This window comes from Pantoea sp. E956-1 (assembly GCF_982223955.1).
The window spans coordinates 212,898-231,101 of sequence record NZ_CEUYZP010000004.1 but is presented as its reverse complement, the minus strand read 5'-3'; the positions used below and the strand labels follow the sequence as shown (position 1 = coordinate 231,101).

18 protein-coding genes are annotated in these 18,204 nt (G+C 56.0%); 14 read left to right on the top strand and 4 right to left on the bottom strand.

The window, feature by feature from the left end:
* Positions 1-61: 61 nt before the first annotated feature.
* Together treF and AC0T7J_RS13620 are read right to left on the bottom strand one after the other, a co-directional pair.
* Complete coding sequence (gene treF, locus AC0T7J_RS13625; protein WP_045139632.1) at positions 62-1,720, bottom strand: alpha,alpha-trehalase TreF; 1,659 nt, start codon at positions 1,718-1,720, stop codon at positions 62-64.
* Between the two features lie 351 nt (positions 1,721-2,071).
* Positions 2,072-2,929 carry an SDR family oxidoreductase gene (locus AC0T7J_RS13620; RefSeq protein WP_473794867.1) on the bottom strand — a complete coding sequence of 286 codons (858 nt, stop codon included), beginning with the start codon at positions 2,927-2,929 and terminating at the stop codon, positions 2,072-2,074.
* A gap of 98 nt (positions 2,930-3,027) precedes the next feature.
* On the opposite strand from AC0T7J_RS13620, the gene AC0T7J_RS13615 reads away from it, so the two are divergent.
* From AC0T7J_RS13615 to AC0T7J_RS13580, 8 genes are all read left to right on the top strand, one after another.
* On the top strand, positions 3,028-3,408 hold the full coding sequence (locus tag AC0T7J_RS13615) for a winged helix-turn-helix transcriptional regulator (protein ID WP_473794865.1): 381 nt from the start codon (positions 3,028-3,030) through the stop codon (positions 3,406-3,408).
* 778 nt (positions 3,409-4,186) lie between these two features.
* Positions 4,187-5,599: a cytochrome ubiquinol oxidase subunit I gene (locus AC0T7J_RS13610; RefSeq protein WP_010671087.1), complete on the top strand. Its 1,413-nt coding sequence runs from the start codon at positions 4,187-4,189 to the stop codon at positions 5,597-5,599.
* 1 nt (position 5,600) lies between these two features.
* Positions 5,601-6,605 (top strand): cytochrome d ubiquinol oxidase subunit II, encoded by a 1,005-nt coding sequence (gene cydB, locus AC0T7J_RS13605; protein WP_473794863.1) that lies wholly within the window; start codon positions 5,601-5,603, stop codon positions 6,603-6,605.
* Position 6,606: 1 nt separating this feature from the next.
* Complete coding sequence (locus AC0T7J_RS13600) at positions 6,607-6,780, top strand: DUF2474 domain-containing protein (RefSeq protein WP_064689978.1); 174 nt, start codon at positions 6,607-6,609, stop codon at positions 6,778-6,780.
* Between the two features lie 223 nt (positions 6,781-7,003).
* The gene (locus AC0T7J_RS13595; RefSeq protein ID WP_473794861.1) at positions 7,004-7,873 is read left to right on the top strand and encodes a helix-turn-helix domain-containing protein; all 870 of its coding nucleotides are present in this window, start codon (positions 7,004-7,006) and stop codon (positions 7,871-7,873) included.
* A 217-nt stretch (positions 7,874-8,090) separates the two neighbouring features.
* Positions 8,091-8,285, top strand: coding sequence for a hypothetical protein (locus AC0T7J_RS13590; RefSeq protein ID WP_010671084.1), 195 nt, complete (start codon positions 8,091-8,093; stop codon positions 8,283-8,285).
* Positions 8,286-8,617: 332 nt separating this feature from the next.
* Positions 8,618-9,400 (top strand): siderophore-interacting protein, encoded by a 783-nt coding sequence (locus tag AC0T7J_RS13585; RefSeq protein ID WP_473794859.1) that lies wholly within the window; start codon positions 8,618-8,620, stop codon positions 9,398-9,400.
* Positions 9,401-9,472: 72 nt separating this feature from the next.
* Positions 9,473-10,012: a PadR family transcriptional regulator gene (locus tag AC0T7J_RS13580; protein WP_473794857.1), complete on the top strand. Its 540-nt coding sequence runs from the start codon at positions 9,473-9,475 to the stop codon at positions 10,010-10,012.
* Between the two features lie 8 nt (positions 10,013-10,020).
* Here the strand turns inward: AC0T7J_RS13580 and AC0T7J_RS13575 are convergent, their stop codons facing one another.
* Complete coding sequence (locus AC0T7J_RS13575; RefSeq protein ID WP_010248912.1) at positions 10,021-10,317, bottom strand: Rdx family protein; 297 nt, start codon at positions 10,315-10,317, stop codon at positions 10,021-10,023.
* A gap of 239 nt (positions 10,318-10,556) precedes the next feature.
* On the opposite strand from AC0T7J_RS13575, the gene AC0T7J_RS13570 reads away from it, so the two are divergent.
* The 6 genes from AC0T7J_RS13570 (at position 10,557) to AC0T7J_RS13545 (ending at position 17,184) form a co-directional block, all read left to right on the top strand.
* Positions 10,557-12,929, top strand: coding sequence for a TonB-dependent receptor domain-containing protein (locus AC0T7J_RS13570; RefSeq protein WP_473794854.1), 2,373 nt, complete (start codon positions 10,557-10,559; stop codon positions 12,927-12,929).
* A 49-nt stretch (positions 12,930-12,978) separates the two neighbouring features.
* Positions 12,979-14,010 (top strand): hemin-degrading factor, encoded by a 1,032-nt coding sequence (locus AC0T7J_RS13565; protein ID WP_473794852.1) that lies wholly within the window; start codon positions 12,979-12,981, stop codon positions 14,008-14,010.
* The gene (locus tag AC0T7J_RS13560) at positions 14,007-14,828 is read left to right on the top strand and encodes a heme/hemin ABC transporter substrate-binding protein (protein WP_033772557.1); all 822 of its coding nucleotides are present in this window, start codon (positions 14,007-14,009) and stop codon (positions 14,826-14,828) included. Before AC0T7J_RS13565 ends, AC0T7J_RS13560 begins: the two co-directional genes overlap by 4 nt.
* Positions 14,821-15,819 carry a FecCD family ABC transporter permease gene (locus tag AC0T7J_RS13555; RefSeq protein WP_473794850.1) on the top strand — a complete coding sequence of 333 codons (999 nt, stop codon included), beginning with the start codon at positions 14,821-14,823 and terminating at the stop codon, positions 15,817-15,819. The genes AC0T7J_RS13560 and AC0T7J_RS13555 overlap by 8 nt, the downstream gene beginning before the upstream one ends.
* Complete coding sequence (locus tag AC0T7J_RS13550; RefSeq protein WP_473794848.1) at positions 15,819-16,595, top strand: heme ABC transporter ATP-binding protein; 777 nt, start codon at positions 15,819-15,821, stop codon at positions 16,593-16,595. The genes AC0T7J_RS13555 and AC0T7J_RS13550 overlap by 1 nt, the downstream gene beginning before the upstream one ends.
* A gap of 91 nt (positions 16,596-16,686) precedes the next feature.
* Positions 16,687-17,184, top strand: a complete 498-nt coding sequence (locus tag AC0T7J_RS13545) for a CinA family protein (RefSeq protein ID WP_010671076.1) — start codon at positions 16,687-16,689, stop codon at positions 17,182-17,184.
* Between the two features lie 27 nt (positions 17,185-17,211).
* Here AC0T7J_RS13545 and acuI read toward each other — a convergent pair whose 3' ends face one another.
* Entirely contained in the window at positions 17,212-18,195 is a 984-nt protein-coding gene (gene acuI, locus AC0T7J_RS13540; RefSeq protein WP_473794845.1) for an acrylyl-CoA reductase (NADPH), read from the bottom strand.
* Between the last annotated feature and the right edge of the window lie 9 nt (positions 18,196-18,204).

Genomic DNA, 18,204 nt, shown 5'->3' with positions numbered 1-18,204 from the left:
AACATGAAAAAGCCGGGATAACCCGGCTTTTTGCGTTTTAAAGGTTTACCGGCTGCGATACTCAGTCAGCCATTAAATGTCCATACATTGTCATCAGCTTACGTGTAACGCCGTTAGTCCAGCCGAATCCATCCTGTAACGGATACTCACCACCGCCACCAGGACGGGCGCGCTCGCCGCTGATGTCATACTTCTCTACCAGCTTATGGTGCAACTGATAGAAGTTGTTGACCGTGTTGAGCCAGTTCACTGCCACTTCCGTCGCCAGCGTCTCTTCACCGTAATTATTCAGGCCAACAACCGCCATCCACTGCATCGGTGCCCAGCCGTTGGGTCGATCCCACTGCTCACCGCTTTCCACCATTGAGGTCAGCAGGCCGCCGTTGCTCAATAGCAGATGGCGCAGCGAGATCGATTGCAGGTGCGCCTGGTGCGGCGTCGCAAGACCGACAAACAGCGGAACCACGGAGGCGACGGTAAAGGCACCGAAACGCTCCCGACGCCAGTCATAGTCACGGAATACACCGGCAGTGCTGTCCCAGAGATAACGGGTAATCGCACGCTTGCGCGCTTCGGCTTTTTTCTGCCAGGCCAGCGCGGTCAGCTCTTCGCCTTTCGCGTGCGACAGAGTAGCGATCATCAGCTCCAGCTTGTACAGGAACGAGTTCAGATCGATAGGAATAAACTGCGTGGTACGGATGCTCGACAGCCGTTTCGGGTTACGCAGCCATCGCGAGGAGTAATCCCAGCCCGATTCCGCTCCGGCACGTAGATCACGATACACTTCACTGGCCGGACGTTTCGATTCGCGTGCGGTTTCCACATCTTCTATCCACGACTCATCACGCGGCGTATCGCGGTCATCCCAGTAGCGGTTCAGCAGTGAGCCGTTTGGCATCCGCACCACGTGGCGATAAGCCTGGTTCGGCATCAGCGAACCGGCACCGTCCATCCAGAACTGATACTCCTTCATCAGCTGTTCCTGATAGCGCTTAGCACCGCGTACGCCATCTTCTTCGAACAGCTCAACCATCAGGGCAAACACTGGCGGCTGCGAGCGGCTGAGGTAATAGGTACGGTTGCCGTTAGGCACATGACCGTAGTTATCGATCAGCCAGGCAAAGTTATCCGCCATGTGACGCAGCAGATCATCGCGGCCCGATTCTGCCAGGCCGAGCATGGTGAAGTAAGAATCCCAGTAGTAGGTTTCGCCAAAACGTCCGCCCGGCACCACATAGGGTTTGGGTAACGGCAGCAGCGATGAGTGCGGCATATGCTGCTGCGGCATTTTGGTCAGAACCGGCCACAGGTCGTCGATATGCTCATTAAGCGTTTTATCCGGGTTGGAGACATAAAAGCTTTCGTTTACGCCAGGCAGATAAAAGTGATCGGCGACAAAACGCGACAGGTCAAAATCACTGCTGCGTTTCTGTCGACGATAGCGCATCAGCACATCCAGCGGATCGTACTTAGGGGAACAGTCGGGGAAGGTTTTGCTGTCCTCAAAAATCCGCGACATCTGAACATGTTCAAACAGTTCCAGATAACGATCGGCAGGGGTCAGCGCATCCGGCGCAGGCAAGCCTTCAATCAGCTCCGGCTCCGGTTCAGAATCCTGCATGCGATCCAGCTTCAGTTCATGAGGATCGTATTGATACTCAACTTCCGCCCCGGCACGAACCTCTTCAAGTGCATTTTGTTGCTGGCGATGGGTATTAATAACGGCCTCCTGAGCGGTCGTGGTTGCACAAAGGACAAATTATAGACCTCTCATCCTGCGGAACAACAATGCAGAATATCGATGAACGTAATAAATATTGTCGATTAATCGAGGTTTTTGGATAAATTCCAGACAATTCAACCAAATATAGCGATGTTCACAAAAAACGTATTTCAGATGAATCTCTTAGCGACCTGAATAAAAAAATTTAACCTGAAGAAAACTGGCGTTTATTCACATTTTGTAAAAGAAACCGCAGCCGCAAAGAGTGCAGAAAGTGGCATACCCAACGGGAATTCGGGCAAAAAGTGAGTGGAGCGGGCAAGCTTGCCCGCTCAGGGAACGACAGAATTAACGGTTCGTCAGCGCCGCGCGAATGACTGCCTGCCAGGTGGTGGTGGGGCGACCAATGAGCTGGCTCAGTTGACGGGAGTCATCGAACAAACCGCCTTTCTCTGCACCAGCATCGGAATCTGCCAGCATTTCCGCCAGGCCCTCTGGCAGGCCTGCGTTTTTCAGTGCCGCCGCAAACTCACTTTGAGAGAGATTGACGTAATCGACCTTCTCACCGCTCTGTGCGGCAATCTCTGCAGCAAACTGCGCCAGCGTATAGCTGTCATCGCCTGCCAGTTCATACACTTTGCCCGCCTGATCCTCACGGGTCATCACTTCTGCCGCCGCCTCAGCGTAATCCTGACGCGCTGCCGAGGCGATACGGCCTTCGCCTGCTGCGCCAATAAAGGCATGATGCGCCAGTGCCGGTGGGATACTCGCTGCGTAGTTCTCGCTGTACCAGCCGTTACGCAGCAGGGCGAACGGGATGCCAGAGGCTTTCAGCAGCGCTTCTGTCGCGCGATGTTCAACGCCCAGGCTCAGCGGCGAGGTATCCGCATGCAGCAGGCTGGTGTACGCGATAAAGCCCACACCCGCCGCTCGTGCAGCCTCGATGACGGCTTTATGCTGCGCTTCACGCTGGCCGACTTCACTACCGGAGATCAGTAGCAGCTTATCCACGCCTGCAAAAGCGGCCTCCAGCGTCTCTGGCTGGCTATAATCGGCCTGGCGGACAATGACGCCCAGCGCCGCAAGATCGGCCGCTTTGGCAGGCGTACGGACGGCGGCAACAATTTCTCCCGCCGGGACTTTTTTCAGTAATGCATCGATAACGATACGGCCCAGCTGGCCGGTGGCACCTGTTACTGCAATCATGTTATTACTCCCGTGGCTGTTGGTGAAATTCAGACTAGTGTATAAACTAATTTTTAGTAAGTACTTACAGAATTGTTAGTTTGAGGTGGGTAAGTTAAATGTCTGAAAAAATGAGTGAAAAATTTATCCGCGGCGAATTGCTCAACGTTAACTGCCCGTCACGTGACGTGCTGAAACGCGTGACCAGCCGCTGGAGCGTATTAATTCTGCTGGCCCTGCAGAACCAGACGCTGCGCTTCAGTACGTTGCGCCGGACGGTCGGTGGCGTCAGCGAGCGGATGCTGGCGCAGAATCTGCGCTACCTGGAAGAAGATGGCTTCGTGCAGCGTATCGCCTACGATGTGGTGCCTCCGCACGTGGAATATCGTTTAACCCCGCTTGGACGCGAAGTCGGTGAACAGGTTGTGGGGCTGGCTGACTGGCTGGAGCTGAACCTGAGCCGGATCCTGGCACAGCGCGAAAAACCCGCAGCTGAGTAAAATCACCCATTTCAGCCGTCAGACTGTGACGGCATGGGTATTCTGATTACAAATTTCTGACTCCATTTTTCGGTCATCTGACGCTCTGAAACGCTAATAACGTAACGGCAGCGAAAATAATCCCCCTGGTCTTATCGTACGGTTGCTGGTTATTAAATCGTTTCAGGAACTTTTGGCCCGGAATAATCGATTGCCCGCAGCACACTGTTAATTCATACCTTCTTTTTGACTCATTTTATTAACATCTCTGATGACGCTTAAATGCGCCGTTCTGCGTTTTTTCTGTCTGAGGTTATAGCTGCATTAGCCAGGCAAAAGCAAAAAAGCAAACAAAGCGGCAGAGGTAACCATTTACTCCTTTAACCTGTTAAAAAATAAGGGTATTTAATTTGTGGTCTCTAAAATTTGACCTTTCTTCAATCAGGGTTTATAACAAAATAGTGTCTTAAAACAGCCTGTTGAAGGCGATTTTCAGGCAGGGTTAGCTTTAGCACGATCGATTTTTAAAGTACAAAATACCGTAACATTAACGACACATAAACACGCTCTGATTAACCTTTAGGCCTTATTTTTAAATAAATAATTCCCGTTAAAAACAATGATCAGAATCAATAAAGACTGTTATAGTTTTCATTAACCCCACTGTTTCTTTTTCCTTGCCGCGAATAGTTTTAAATTTGCGTCGGGAATTTCAATAAGCGCAGAGAACCAGCGCATCAGGCTTAAGTTGTTAATTATAAGTAAATACATGGTGTTCTATGTGGCAAAGAGGTAAGCAATGTTCGGATTAGATGCCTTTCATCTGGCCAGGATTCAGTTCGCATTTACTGTTTCCTTCCATATTATCTTTCCCGCCATCACCATCGGTCTCGCCAGTTTTCTGGCTGTGCTCGAAGGTATGTGGCTCAAGACCCGCGATCACACCTATCGCGATCTCTACCATTTCTGGTCGAAAATCTTTGCCGTTAACTTCGGCATGGGTGTGGTATCAGGACTGGTCATGGCTTATCAGTTCGGGACGAACTGGAGCGGCTTCTCAGAGTTTGCTGGCAGTATCACCGGTCCGCTGCTGACCTATGAAGTCCTGACAGCGTTCTTCCTGGAGGCGGGCTTCCTGGGCGTGATGCTGTTTGGCTGGAATCGCGTGGGTCCCGGGCTGCACTTCTTTGCCACCTGCATGGTCGCCCTCGGTACGCTGATTTCCACCTTCTGGATCCTGGCCTCTAACAGCTGGATGCATACGCCTCAGGGCTACATCATTCAGAATGGCATCGTGGTTCCGCAGGACTGGTTCAAAATCGTCTTCAACCCCTCTTTCCCTTATCGCCTGTTCCATATGTCCGTGGCGGCGTTCCTGGCGAGTGCTTTCTTTGTGGGATCGTCGGCAGCCTGGCATCTGCTGAAGGGGAATAACAATCCCGCTATCCGCAAGATGTTCTCCATGGCGTTGTGGATGGCGCTGATTGTCGCGCCGATTCAGGCGATGATTGGTGATGCTCATGGTCTGAATACTCTGGAGCACCAGCCTGCCAAAATCGCAGCAATTGAAGGGCACTGGGAAAACCCACCGGGGGAAGCCACACCGCTGATCCTGTTCGGGATCCCCGACATGGAGCAGGAACGTACCAAATATGCGCTGGAAGTGCCTTATCTTGGCAGCCTGATTCTGACGCATAGCCTGGACAAGCAGGTCCCGGCACTGAAGTCCTTCCCGAAAGAGGACCGGCCTAATTCAACGGTCATCTTCTGGTCCTTCCGCGTGATGGTGGCGCTGGGCCTGCTGATGATTACGCTGGGCGTGGTCAGCCTGTGGCTGCGTTTTAAAGGGCGTCTCTATGAGTCGCGTCCTTTCCTGTGGTTTGCACTGTTGATGGGGCCATCGGGTCTGATTGCGATTCTGGCAGGCTGGTTTACCACTGAAATCGGTCGTCAGCCGTGGGTGGTCTATGGCGTGCAGCGCACCATTGATGCGGTTTCGGCTCATGGGGATATGCACATGAGCATCAGCCTGCTGGCCTTTATTCTGGTCTACAGCTCGGTGTTCGGCGTGGGGTATCACTACATGATGCGTCTGATTAAGCAGGGACCGGTTACCGGCGAAGGCCATATCACCGAAGAGGGTGGACCTGGTCAGAAGAAAACGCCGGCGCGTCCGCTTTCCGCCGCCACCTTTAAGGATGGAGACCACTAAGATGATCGATTTTTCCGTTATCTGGTTTGTGATTATCGTTTTCGCAACCCTGATGTATATCGTGATGGATGGCTTCGACCTGGGTATTGGTCTGCTGTTCCCGTTCAATAAAGATGCTGGCGAGCGCGACATGATGGTTAACACCGTCGCGCCAGTCTGGGATGGGAATGAAACCTGGCTGGTGCTGGGCGGCGCAGGCCTGTTCGGGGCGTTCCCGCTGGCCTACGCGGTAATTACCGATGCGCTGTCGATTCCGCTGACCGCCATGCTGATTGGCCTGATTTTCCGTGGTGTCGCCTTTGAGTTCCGCTTCAAGGCGGTTGAAGGCCATCGGGCATTCTGGGACAAGTCGTTTATTGCCGGTTCGATCATCGCCACCTTCAGTCAGGGTGTGGCCGTGGGTGCGTTCCTGGATGGCATTCCGGTTGAGGGACGCCGCTTCGCCGGTTCCGCAATGGACTGGCTGGCCCCGTTCCCGCTGTTCTGCGGTGTGGGTCTGGTTGTAGCCTATGCGCTGCTGGGCTGCACCTGGCTTATCATGAAGACCGAGGATGAGTTGCACCGTAAAATGTCCGCGCTGGCTACGCCGCTGGTGATTGCGCTGTTAGTGGTTATTGGCATCGTCAGCCTGTGGACACCGTTTGCACATGCGGATATCGCGCATCGCTGGTTCAGCAAGCCTAACCTGTTCCTGTTCCTGCCGGTTCCGGTATTGGTGCTGCTCTGTTCGTGGGGCATTGTGCGCGCCATTAAACGCGAGGCGCACTATTCACCGTTCCTGCTGACGCTGGCGCTGATCTTCCTGGGCTTCTCCGGGCTGGGCATCAGTGTGTGGCCAAACATTATTCCGCCATCAGTGACCATCTGGGATGCCGCCTCGCCGCCGCAGAGCCAGGCCTTTATGCTGGTGGGTAGCCTGTTGATTATCCCAATGATTCTGGGCTACACCTTCTGGAGCTACTACGTGTTCCGTGGAAAAATCAAAGCAGACGCAGGATATCATTGATATGAAAAGCCTCAGCAGCATGAAAGACCACAATCACAATCAAGAGACGAAAGCGCCGTGGTGGAAGCGGGTGATGTGGCTGGTGTTTATCTATGCCGCCAGCGTGCTGGCGCTGGGCGTTGTCGCCTCGCTGTTCCGCATGATGATGACAGCGGCCGGAATGCGCAGTCATTAATGGCCTGTCTGAGCCAGCAGTGGCTCAGGCTCCCATCGCTTTAAATTCTGAGCCGTCCGGGGCTGACGATAGTCAGCCTTTTTTAGTTAGTAACCTAAGCAATTAATGCGGAAACGCCCTGAACGGGCGCGCAATGGTTACCCTTTCCTTACACCAATTTGCGATTTTTGTTATCCTTTTGTAACTGAAATCCCAGTCCTAACCCGCGTCGTAAATCGCCATCATGCTCAGTCAGGCCATTAAAAAACAGCACATCAACGATCTGGTCGAATGGATTGAAGCCAATCTCACCGACGATCTTAATATCGATCAGATTACCCTCAAGTCAGGTTATTCCAAATGGCACATGCAGCGCATGTTTAAGGAGATGACCGGACAGACTCTGGCGGCTTACACCCGTAAACGACGTCTGACGATGGCCGCTATGGCGCTGCGTCTGACGCGCATGACGCTGATCGATATCGCCGTACGTTTTGGTTTTGATAACCAACAAAATTTCACCCGGGTATTCAAAGGTCACTTTTCGCTGACGCCTGGCGCGTTTCGCCGTATTCCCCATTTGCCGGTTAAAAACTTCCATGGCCGCATTCTGGTGCGATCGCTGGCAGAGCATGCAAAGCTGGTGGAGCGCGAGGAAGAGCTGCCTCTGTGTGGAGAAACGCTGGAGTGGGAGTGTAAGTTTGGCGATTACATTGCCGATCGCGATCACCGGGTAGCCGAACAGGCGCGGCAACTGGTGACGCTGGCGGGCAGCCGCGTAATGCACGGCTGGTTAGGCTTTCAGTATGGCCCCGGCCATAGCTCTGCTGATCAGCAAAATATCAGCCTGTTTCAGGCGCTGGAGCCGCAACATGCCGGGTTGCTGGGTGACAATACCGCCAGCTGGAGTGAGGTACGTGGACTTTATGCGTCGATCCGCTGGAGTGGCAGCCCGGAGCAGCTGACACGCTTTATCGAGGATATCTACTATCAGCATCTGCCAGCACTGGGTGTGTCACGTCGTCCGGGTAAAGATCTGCTGCGTCTCGATTTTGCGCACTGTAAGCCCGACTGGCTGAGCGGCGTTTTTTCTATTCCGGTGATGCAGGCGTAGCCAGAAGGGCAGGGCGAGTGGCTCCCGGCCCCCTAATGCATAATTCGTGCGGTAAACCGTGACAAACCGCACGATTTTATAAAATAACTCGCCGTTCTGGCGTAAAATCCTCTCCTGAAACCCTGCCATGCCTGAATCATCGTGCATCTGTGCAAGGGCTGGAATATTTACCTGCATTTCAGGCCTTTTCTGGTCAAAAAAACAAACGAAGACAACTATGCGACGCTTAATGATTTCACTGATCCTGGCATTGCCTGTCATGGCGATGGCACAACAGGCTGAACCTTTTTCACCGCCTGCCGGACTGCATCCGCACTCCCAGGCCACCCAGCATGAAATTCTGGGTGATGGTGAGCTGCCGGAACACACCAGCAGCAATCCTTCCCTCTCCGGATTCAACGACACACTGTAAGTGGTCATGCGCTGCCGGCATCTGTGGCGCAACCTCATGCCCGGCTCGTCAGGAGCCGGACAGCCTTAGCCTGATATTACTGCCTCACTAATCTCGCCGCACCTGCAGCTTACCTCTCTCTGACCTTTCTTATCAGGGCTGCTCTCCGCCTGCACTTCGCACACCTGCACAGGCATAAAATATATCTTAAGCAGCGGGATCGCATTTTTCGTTCTTGTTCTTAAGATATATCATAGATAATCTTGCGGCCTTGAGATGAGAATGATTTTTATTTCATTACAGTAAGCATGCCCTTAAATCACGGGCATCCAACCCGTTTGAGGAGAGAAATTTTGCCTGTATCAGCCGATCAGCGTGTACCCCAGCGCATCCGTAATGAACTGCGTTTCCGCCATATTCAGGTCGCGAGTAAAACTAACATTGCCGGTAAATTCTGGCGTATCCGGTTCAGCGGCAGCGATCTGGCGGGCTTTACGTCGCCAGGCTTTGATGACCACATTAAGGTTTTCTTCCCTTCCGCTGAAGGGGCCACACTGGCTCTGCCACAAATCACCGATGCGGGGATTGTCTGGCCCGAAGGGCTGCGTCCGCAGGCGCGAGATTACACACCGCTGGAATTTGATGGTGAATCTTCGCTGACCCTCGATTTCTATATTCATCAGCAGGGCGTAGCCAGTGACTGGGCAACGCAGGCGCAGCCTGGCGATCGGTTGATTGTCGGCGGCCCACGCGGTTCGCTGGTGGTGCCGACCGATTACGCATTCCAGCTCTACGTCTGTGATGAAACCGGGCTGCCGGCTTTTGCGCGCCGTCAGCGTGACGCCCGGGCGCAGGCGCTGCATCTCTATGCCTTTACCGATGAAGCGACGGGCCGCGACTATTTATCTGATACGGCTGATGTGACGACAAACTGGCTTGGCAGCGGTCAGATGCAGAAAGCGCAGCTCAGTCAGCTGATTGCCCGGCTGGATCAGATCACTATCCCGACGCAAGATTACTTTGTCTGGCTGACCGGCGAAGGTGAGTTTGTTAAAGCGCTGTGTGACTACTTTACGGTGCAGCGCGGCCTCAACAGTGACTTCGTGCGGGCGGTGGCCTACTGGCACCAGAAGTAAGCCGCTCTGGCAATTGAGTTTTGCCAGGCAGCGCACTACCATCAATCCCACTTTTTCCCATCAGGGCAGGCCATGAAACAGCATCCGACTTCCACTTTATCTGACGATCAGACTGCCCGCGCAGGCGGTTGCAGCGGACGACGCAAGCGACGTGAAAAGATGCTGGAAGCGAGTGAGATTCGCCTGCTGATGCTCCATTTCCTGGCGCAGAATGCCGCGCACGGCTATGAGCTGATCAAGTCTGTTGAGGAGCTGTCAAAGGGAGAGTATTCGCCCAGTCCAGGGATCATTTACCCCAACCTGACGCTGCTGGAAGAGATGGAGGCAATTCAGGTGGTGGATGCGCAGGCAACGCGTAAAGCCTACCGCCTGACGGCAACGGGAGAGGCGCAGCTGGCGGAGAACCGTGAAACGGTGACCAGCCTGATTACACGTCTTTCTACGCTGGCGATTCTGGTCAATAACCGCAGCATTCCTGCTGTTGAGCAGGCGATTCATGGACTGAAAGTCGCGCTGAACCGGCGGCTTGCGCAGGAAGATATCTCAGAAGCCGCGCTGCAGACGCTGATTAAGGCGCTGCACGACGCGGCAGAAAAAATCACCCACAGCTAATAGCGGACTTAGCTGACTTCAGTTTTGTGCTTGTCGATGTGACCCAGCGTCCGATCCGGGAAGCAGATGTCCCGCACACGCTGTTTCAGCGTGGTCGCATCCGGGAAGCCACCATCCCGCTTACGTTCCCACAGCAGATGCTCATCCAGCGTAATCTCAAAGATACCGCCGGTGCCCGGTTTCAGCGTCACCTCCGCCAGATCCTCAGCGAAGGTATGCAGAAGTTCCTGTGCCATCCACGCTGACCGCATCAGCCAGTTGCATTGCATACAGTAGTGAATAACAACCACAGGTTTTTGCGCCATAACTCTATTCCTTTACGTGTTGATAAATGCCAATGCATTCGGGTTAACAATTTGTGCGCTGTGGTTTATATCTAAATGTAAATAAGATTGATAATGATTATCACTTGCATTAAATTCCGGGCGATAATTACTACACCAGCATGATGTTCTGACTTTTCACGGCGTTTATGCGGAGCCGTTTTACTGTTGCCAGCAAGCAAGTGAGCGAATACTAACAATTAATCAGGTAATTCGCGCCTATGTCACCACGTTTTCGGAGATTGACGCAACCGCGTCAGACTCAACTGGCGTTGCTCGCCACTTTCATCAATACCACCTGCACTTATGCTGCGGGCAGTGAATCTGCCACGCTAACCCTTTCTGACCGCTATGGCAGCCGTGCCGAACCGGTAATGACGGTGACGGCACCGGAAATCAAAAAAACGGCAGGCAGTAAAACCTCGCTCTCTGCCAGCGATCTGCAACAGCGTGGTGCCACTGACTTTGGATCGATCATGCGCTATGAACCGCTAATCAGTGCTACCGGTACCCGTGGTGGTTCATCAGCCGGTAAGAGCGGTTTTGATCGGGCCGGTTATACCGGCTACAACATTCGTGGCCTCGAGAGCAACCGCGTCGGTCTGGATGTAGATGGCATTCCATTGCCGCAGGCCACTGGCCGCAGCTATGTAGGACGCGCAGGTCTCGACAGCTTTGGCATTGGCCGCGATTACATCGATCCTTATATGTTTGGCCGTATTGAGATTGAGAAGGGTGCCACAGCAGTGGATCAGCCGAACACCTCGATTGGCGGCAACGTCTCGTTCCGTAATAAATCTCCCGACGATTACCTGCATCCCGGAAAAGCGACCGCGTTCAGTTATCAGAGCGACTATGACTCATCCAGTCGCAGCTGGCATAACGGCATCACCGCCGCTGCCGGTGACGATGAACTGCGCGGCATCTTTGTTTACAGCCGCCGCGACGGCCAGGAAACCCGTAATAACAGCGGCACGCTGGATGCGTATCCCGCCAACTGGCACTCCGATGCCTTTATGACCTCCGGCATCTGGCAGCCCAATGATGCTCACAAGCTCAGCGCAACGGTCGATTACTATCACAAAACCCACCACAGCCATTACGACAGCTGGAGCACTTCAGGCAATACAGTCTGGGGAACGGCGCAGCAGCAGAGTGATACCCGCCGCTGGGGCATCAGCCTGGCGGATGAATACACGCCTTACAATGATCTGATCGACAGCCTGACGACCCGCGTTTACTGGCAGCAGACCCAGGCGCATGACAACACCCGCATGCCGTCGAGTGCCACCGCCAGGCAAACCGTTTATTCCGACTACAACAGCGACAGCTACGGTTTTGACACCCGCGCGCTTAAAAGCGTCGGGCGACATGAACTGAGTGCCGGGCTGAATGCGCGCCTGGTGGATACTGAACGACCTTTCCGTCAGTCACCACCCGCCAGTGCTTTTACTGCGATTATGCAGCCGCAGGCTGACAGTCGCAGCTACACCGTGGGTAGTTATCTGCAGGATACCATCAGCTTCGATGCTGACGGACATCGGGCGGCCATCGTGCCGGGTGTGCGCGTGGCCTATCAGAACACCCGACCACGTGATGTGGCGACGCTGACCACGAACAGTAGCGTGCTTGATGCCAGCGAAGTCTCAGCGCTCTATGGATCGCCAAACAGCGACACCCAGATATTGCCGTCGATCGCCTTCCAGTACGATCTGACACCGAAGCTGATGACTTATCTGCAATATACCCGTGGCGCGCAGTTCCCCAACGATACGCAGCTGTATGGCTCATGGAACCTTGGCTCCAGCTATGCCGGCACCGCGCAGTATGCGCTGATTGGTAATGCCGACCTGAAAACCGAAACCAGCAACAACTACGAGTGGGGTGTAAAAGGAGAGGTGGCAAAAGGCGTCACGCTTAACGCTGCCGCTTTTTATAACGACTATAAAAACTTTATTGCCTTTACCCGTTACAGCCGGGCGGCTAATCCGGGTCAGTTCGTCAATGTGCCCGCCAACATTTACACCACCTATCAGGCGGAGAACCGCGATAAAGCCTATATCTACGGGGCTGAAATCAGCAGTAAAGTGAACTTCGGCAGCTGGTTCAGCGAGGTCGAGGGTCTGAGCGCCAATCTGGCGTTTGGTTACACGCAGGGCGCGGCAAAGTCGAGCTACCTTGGTGACCGCTACATCGACCTGGAGAGTGTTGCCCCGATGAAAGCGATCGTCGGACTCGCCTGGGATGATGAGGCGCGTGGCTACGGTGCCGCTGTTACCGCTACCTTTGTCAAAGGTAAGCAAGCCAGCGCGACTAACCGCGAAAGCTTCGCCAACAACGGCAGCAGCCTGACCGACTCCAGCACCGATTACATGCGGGTGCCGGGTTATGGCATGGTGGATATGACCGCTTACTGGCGCGTCGCGCATAACGTCAGGCTGAGTGGCGGGCTTTACAACATAACCGATCGCAAATACCGGGATTACCTCAGCAGCTGTGAACTGACCAGCGCCACTCAGCAGGAGCGCAACGATCAGGCACTGGCCGTGATGCCGGGCCGTACTTTCCAGTTAGGTGTTAACGTCGATTTTTGATAGCCGTCGCCCTGCGCTGATGCAGGGCACTACTAAGAGAGCCTGAGTCATGAACCCGATTTATCAGCACTATCTTGTCCTTAAAGGTGAACAACCGAAGCAATATGCCCGCGACCTGGCCGCGCTGATCGGCATCAGCGAAGCGGAATTGTGTGAAGCACGCCTCGGCGTTGATGCCGTGGCGCTGAAACGCGATTTTCCGGCGTTGCTGAAGGCACTGGGCGCAGTCGGCGAAACCAAAAACATTACGCGTAACGCTTATGCGGTACATGAGCATCTGGGTGAATACCACAATGTGCAGATTGGCGCGCATGGTGGCCTGGTGCTTAATCCCCGTGCGCTCGATCTGCGCCTGTTCGTCGGTCAGTGGTGCAGCGCCTTTGCTCTGCAGGAGCGAGACGGGCAGAGCGTGCGTCACAGCATTCAGATTTTTGATCGCCATGGCGATGCAGTGCTGAAAGTTTACGTCACGGAGCAGACCAGCATGGCGGCGTGGCAGGCGCTGATCGCCGACTTTACCGATGCTGCGGCGACGCCGCTGGTGGTTGAGCCGGTTGTAGCTGCCCTCCTGACGGAAACGATTGATGCCACCGCCATCGACCGTGAATGGCGCGCCATGACCGATGTTCATCAGTTTTTCGCGTTGCTGAAGCGCCACCAGGTGTCACGGGCGCAGGCGTTTCGCGAGGTGGGTGAGGATCTCGCCTGGCAGACCGGCAACGACGCGCTTGAGCGCCTGCTACAGATGGCACAGCAGGCGGGCAATGAAATTATGATTTTTGTCGGCAACCGTGGCTGCACTCAGATTTTCACCGGCAGGGTAGAGAAGCTGCAGCCAGTGGAAAACTGGCTCAATATCTTCAACCCGCAGTTCACGCTGCATCTGATGGCTGATCAGATCAGCGAAAGCTGGGTAACACGCAAGCCAACGGGCGATGGCTTTGTTACCAGCCTGGAACTGTTCGCCGCCGACGGCACGCAGATCGCCCAGCTCTACGGTCAGCGCACGGAAGGTACGCCAGAGCAGTCACGCTGGCGCGAGCAGATTGGCGCTCTCCGCACGCCGGGAGCGGCGGCATGAAAAGAGCGATGCTGTTATGGCTGCTGATGACGCTGCCATCACTGGCGGCGGAGCGGGTGGTGTCGATTGGCGGTGATGTCACTCAGATTATCTATGCGCTGGATGCTCAGTCACAGCTGGTGGCGCGCGACAGCACCAGTCTGCGTCCGGCGCAGGCCGCCCGACTGCCGGACGTGGGTTATATGCGCCAGCTCAACGCCGAAGGCATTCTGGCACTGAAACCGACGCTGGTGATCGCCAGCGCGCAGGCGCAACCGTCGCTGGTGCTGCAACAGATTGCCCGCGCGGGCGTCAGGGTGGTCACGGTCAGCGGCGACAGCAGCCTGCAGGCGATTCCGCAGAAAATTATCACTGTGGGCCAGGCGCTGCAGCGTGAAAGCGAAGCTCAGGCACTGGCGCAGCAAATGACACAGCAGATTCGCCAGTTGCCGCAGCAACCGCTGCCGGTAAAAGTGCTCTACATCATGGCGAACAGCGGCATGAAGTCGATGGCGGCTGGAAATCAGACTGCGGCCGATGGTGCCATTCGCAGCGCCGGGCTGGAGAATGCTATGGGCTCTGTGCCGCACTATCAGGCACTGTCGCAGGAAGGGGTGATCGCCGCCGCGCCGGATCTGGTGGTAATAGGCGAGGATGGCCTGAAAACCCTGGGCGGCGAAGCGCAGCTGTGGCAGTTACCGGGTCTGGCGCTGACGCCTGCCGGGCAGCAGCATCGTCTGCTGGTGATCGACACCATGGCACTGCTGGGATTTGGCCTTGATACGCCACGGGCAATCGTGAAATTGCGCCAGGCGGCGGAATCGCTGAACCATGATTAAGGATAATGCGCTGCGTGGCCTGGTGCTGATGCTGATCTTCCTGCTGGTGGCGATGATGCTGGCGGCAAATCTGGGGGCGATGTCGCTTTCAGTGCGGGCGCTGTGGCAGGCACCGCTCAGCGATCTTATCTGGCAGATCTGGCTGGATATTCGCCTGCCGCGCGTGCTGCTGGCGGTGGTGATGGGCATGGCGCTGGCAGTCTCTGGCGCAGTGATGCAGGGTGTTTTTCGTAACCCACTGGCCGATCCCGGTCTGCTGGGGATCAGCAGCGGGGCGGGACTGGCGGTGGCGCTGGCAATCATTATTCCGCTGGCGTTGCCGGCACCGCTGGCATTGTGGCTACCGATGATCGCCGCATTTATCGGCAGTTTGCTGGTTACACTGCTGATTTTCAGTTTCAGTCGGCTGGCGCGCGGCAATCTTTCGCGGCTGCTGCTGGTCGGCATTGCGATTAATGCATTGTGCGGGGCGGCGGTAGGCGTGCTGTCATGGCTGAGCAACGACCAGCAGCTGCGCCAGCTGTCGCTGTGGGGCATGGGAAGCCTCAGCCAGGCACAGTGGCCTGCACTGCTGATCTGCCTGCTGCTGATTCTGCCAGCCTTACTGCTGTTACAGACTCGCGCCCGCCACCTTAACCTGCTGCAGGCGGGCGAAGAGGATGCGCACTACATGGGCGTTAATGTGAAGCGTACTCAGCATCAGCTGCTGATCCTCAGTGCGTTGCTGGTCGGTACGGCGGTCTCGGTCAGCGGCGTGATCGGCTTCGTCGGACTGGTAGTGCCACACGTGATGCGTTTTTGCTTTGGCGGCGATCATCGCTGGCTGCTGCCCGGCTCAGCGCTGGCGGGGGCGATTCTGCTGCTGCTGGCCGATACGCTGGCGCGCACTCTGGTGGTTCCGGCCGAGTTGCCGGTCGGGCTGCTGACCAGCCTGATTGGCGGTCCGTGGTTTCTCTGGCTGATTCTGCGTCAGCAGCGAGGGCTGGAGTGATGGACATTTTACAGGCCAGGGGGTTATGTCTCGCGCACGGCGGCAAAACCGTTATCGATAATCTCGATGTCACGCTGTCAGGTGGCGAGCTGGTGGCGCTGATTGGCCCAAACGGCGCAGGTAAATCGACGCTACTGCGGATGCTGACGGGATTTCTGTCGCCCGATCGGGGTGAGTGCTGGCTGGGCGATCGACGGCTGACGGCATGGCCGCGTGAGCAGCTGGCACGACGCCGGGCAGTGATGCGCCAGCAGAACAACCTGACCTTTGCACAGTCGGCGCAGTCGGTCGTGGCGATGGGCCGTGCCCCCTGGCCGGAGGCGCAGACGTCGCAGATTGTGGCTGAGGTTATGCGGCTGACCGGTTGTGAAGGGCTGGCGCAGCGCGATTACCGCCAGCTCTCCGGCGGTGAACAGCAACGGGTGCAGCTGGCGCGGGTGCTGGCACAGCTCTGGCATGAGGGAAGACCACGCGGCTGGCTGTTTCTGGATGAGCCGACTTCGGCGCTGGATCTCTTCTGGCAGCAGCAAACCCTGCGTTTACTGCGCCAGCTGACGCGCGCCGGAGATCTCACCGTCTGTACCGTGTTACATGACCTTAATCAGGCCTCATTGTGGGCCGACCGCATACTGCTGCTGCACGCAGGCCGGCTGGTGGCACAAGGCTCGCCGCAGACGGTGATGACGGAAGCGACGCTGACGCGCTGGTACCAGGCCGATCTGCAGGTAGTGGCGCATACCGGGAGTGGACAGCCATATATCCAGCTGCGTATTTAGACCGTTTCGCTTTAAAAACATTGCCTTGCGCGGTTTTATTCGCTGATTTTGCGCTATACCTGGAGTTCCGGACAGATTCAAGGAGACCATAATGGCAAAATCATTAGATCAGACCGCTGAGCAACTGGGGAATATTTTACTCTCCTCCGGACTTCATCTGGCGACTGCCGAATCCTGTACCGCCGGGCTGATCAGCATGACGCTGGCCGCGGTGGAAAACAGCGGAGACTTTTATACCAGCGGCTTTGTCACCTACAGCGAAAATGCCAAAATCCGTTTGCTGGGGGTGCGCCCTGACACGCTGAAACAGCATACGGCGGTGAGCGAACAGACGGCGCGGGAGATGGTGCAGGGCGCCTGCGCCCGCTCCGGCGAGCCGGTGGGATTATCCATTACCGGCTATGCCGGGCCGGATGGCGGCGAAGATGGTACACCGGCGGGCACCATCTGGTTTGGCTGGGTCCTGCCCGATGGCAGGGACGAGGCAGAGTGCCACCAGTTCAGCGGCGATCCGAAATCAGTGATGGAGCAGGGCACGCAGTTCGCGCTGGAAGGACTCATAAAACGGCTGCAGCGAGCCGATCGGTAAAGGCGCGAAAACGCGCCTTTAACAGGATTAACGGCAATCGACAATCAGACGGCCCTGCACTTTGCCATCCAGCAATGCCTGTGCACCTTCTCTGGCTTCACTTAGCGGGATCACGTGGCTCAGCTTACTGAGCCGTTCGCTATCCATCAGCTCACCGAGTCGCTGCCACGCCTGCTGACGAAGCGGCTTCGGACACATCACGCTATCGACACCAGCCAGCGTAACGCCACGCAAAATGAAGGGGGCGACGCTGGCTGGCAGGTCGAGTCCCTGCGCCATACCGCAGGCGGCAACCGCGCCGTCGCGCTGGGTAGCAGCCAGCACATTCGCCAGGGTATGACTGCCGACGCTGTCTATCGCGGCGGCCCAGCGCTCTTTTGCCAGTGGCTTGCCGGGCCGGGCGAGTTCTTCACGGTCAATGACCGATGCCGCGCCCAGCGTTTCGATCAGATAGGTATGGTCGCTGGCGCGCCCGCTGGAAGCGATTACCTGATAACCCAGACGCGCCAGCAGGCTGACGCTATAGCTGCCGACGCCGCCACTGGCACCGGTGACCAGTACCGGCCCCTGTTCAGGTGTGATGCCCTGTTTTTCCAGCGCCATCACGCAGAGCATTGCGGTCAGTCCCGCCGTACCGATAGCCATGGTTTGCAGCGGACTCAGCGTGGCGGGCGGGCGCACCAGCCAGTCGCCGCTGACGCTGGCTTTCTGTGCCAGGCCGCCCCACTGTTTTTCGCCCACGCCCCAGCCCGTCAGCAGCGCCACATCATCCTCTTTCCAATCGGGATGGCGGCTGGCCGTCACCCGGCCAACAAAATCGATACCTGGCACCATCGGGAACTGGCGCACAATCGGGCCCTGGTTACAGATAGCCAGGGCATCTTTGTAGTTCAGAGATGAGTAGCTGACGTCGAGCGTGACATCGTGATCGGGCAGTTGAGATTCGGGGAGATCTTTCAGCAGGGAACGGTAACCTTGTTCGTCATTTTCAATGACCAGTGCCTTAAACATGCAGCCTCC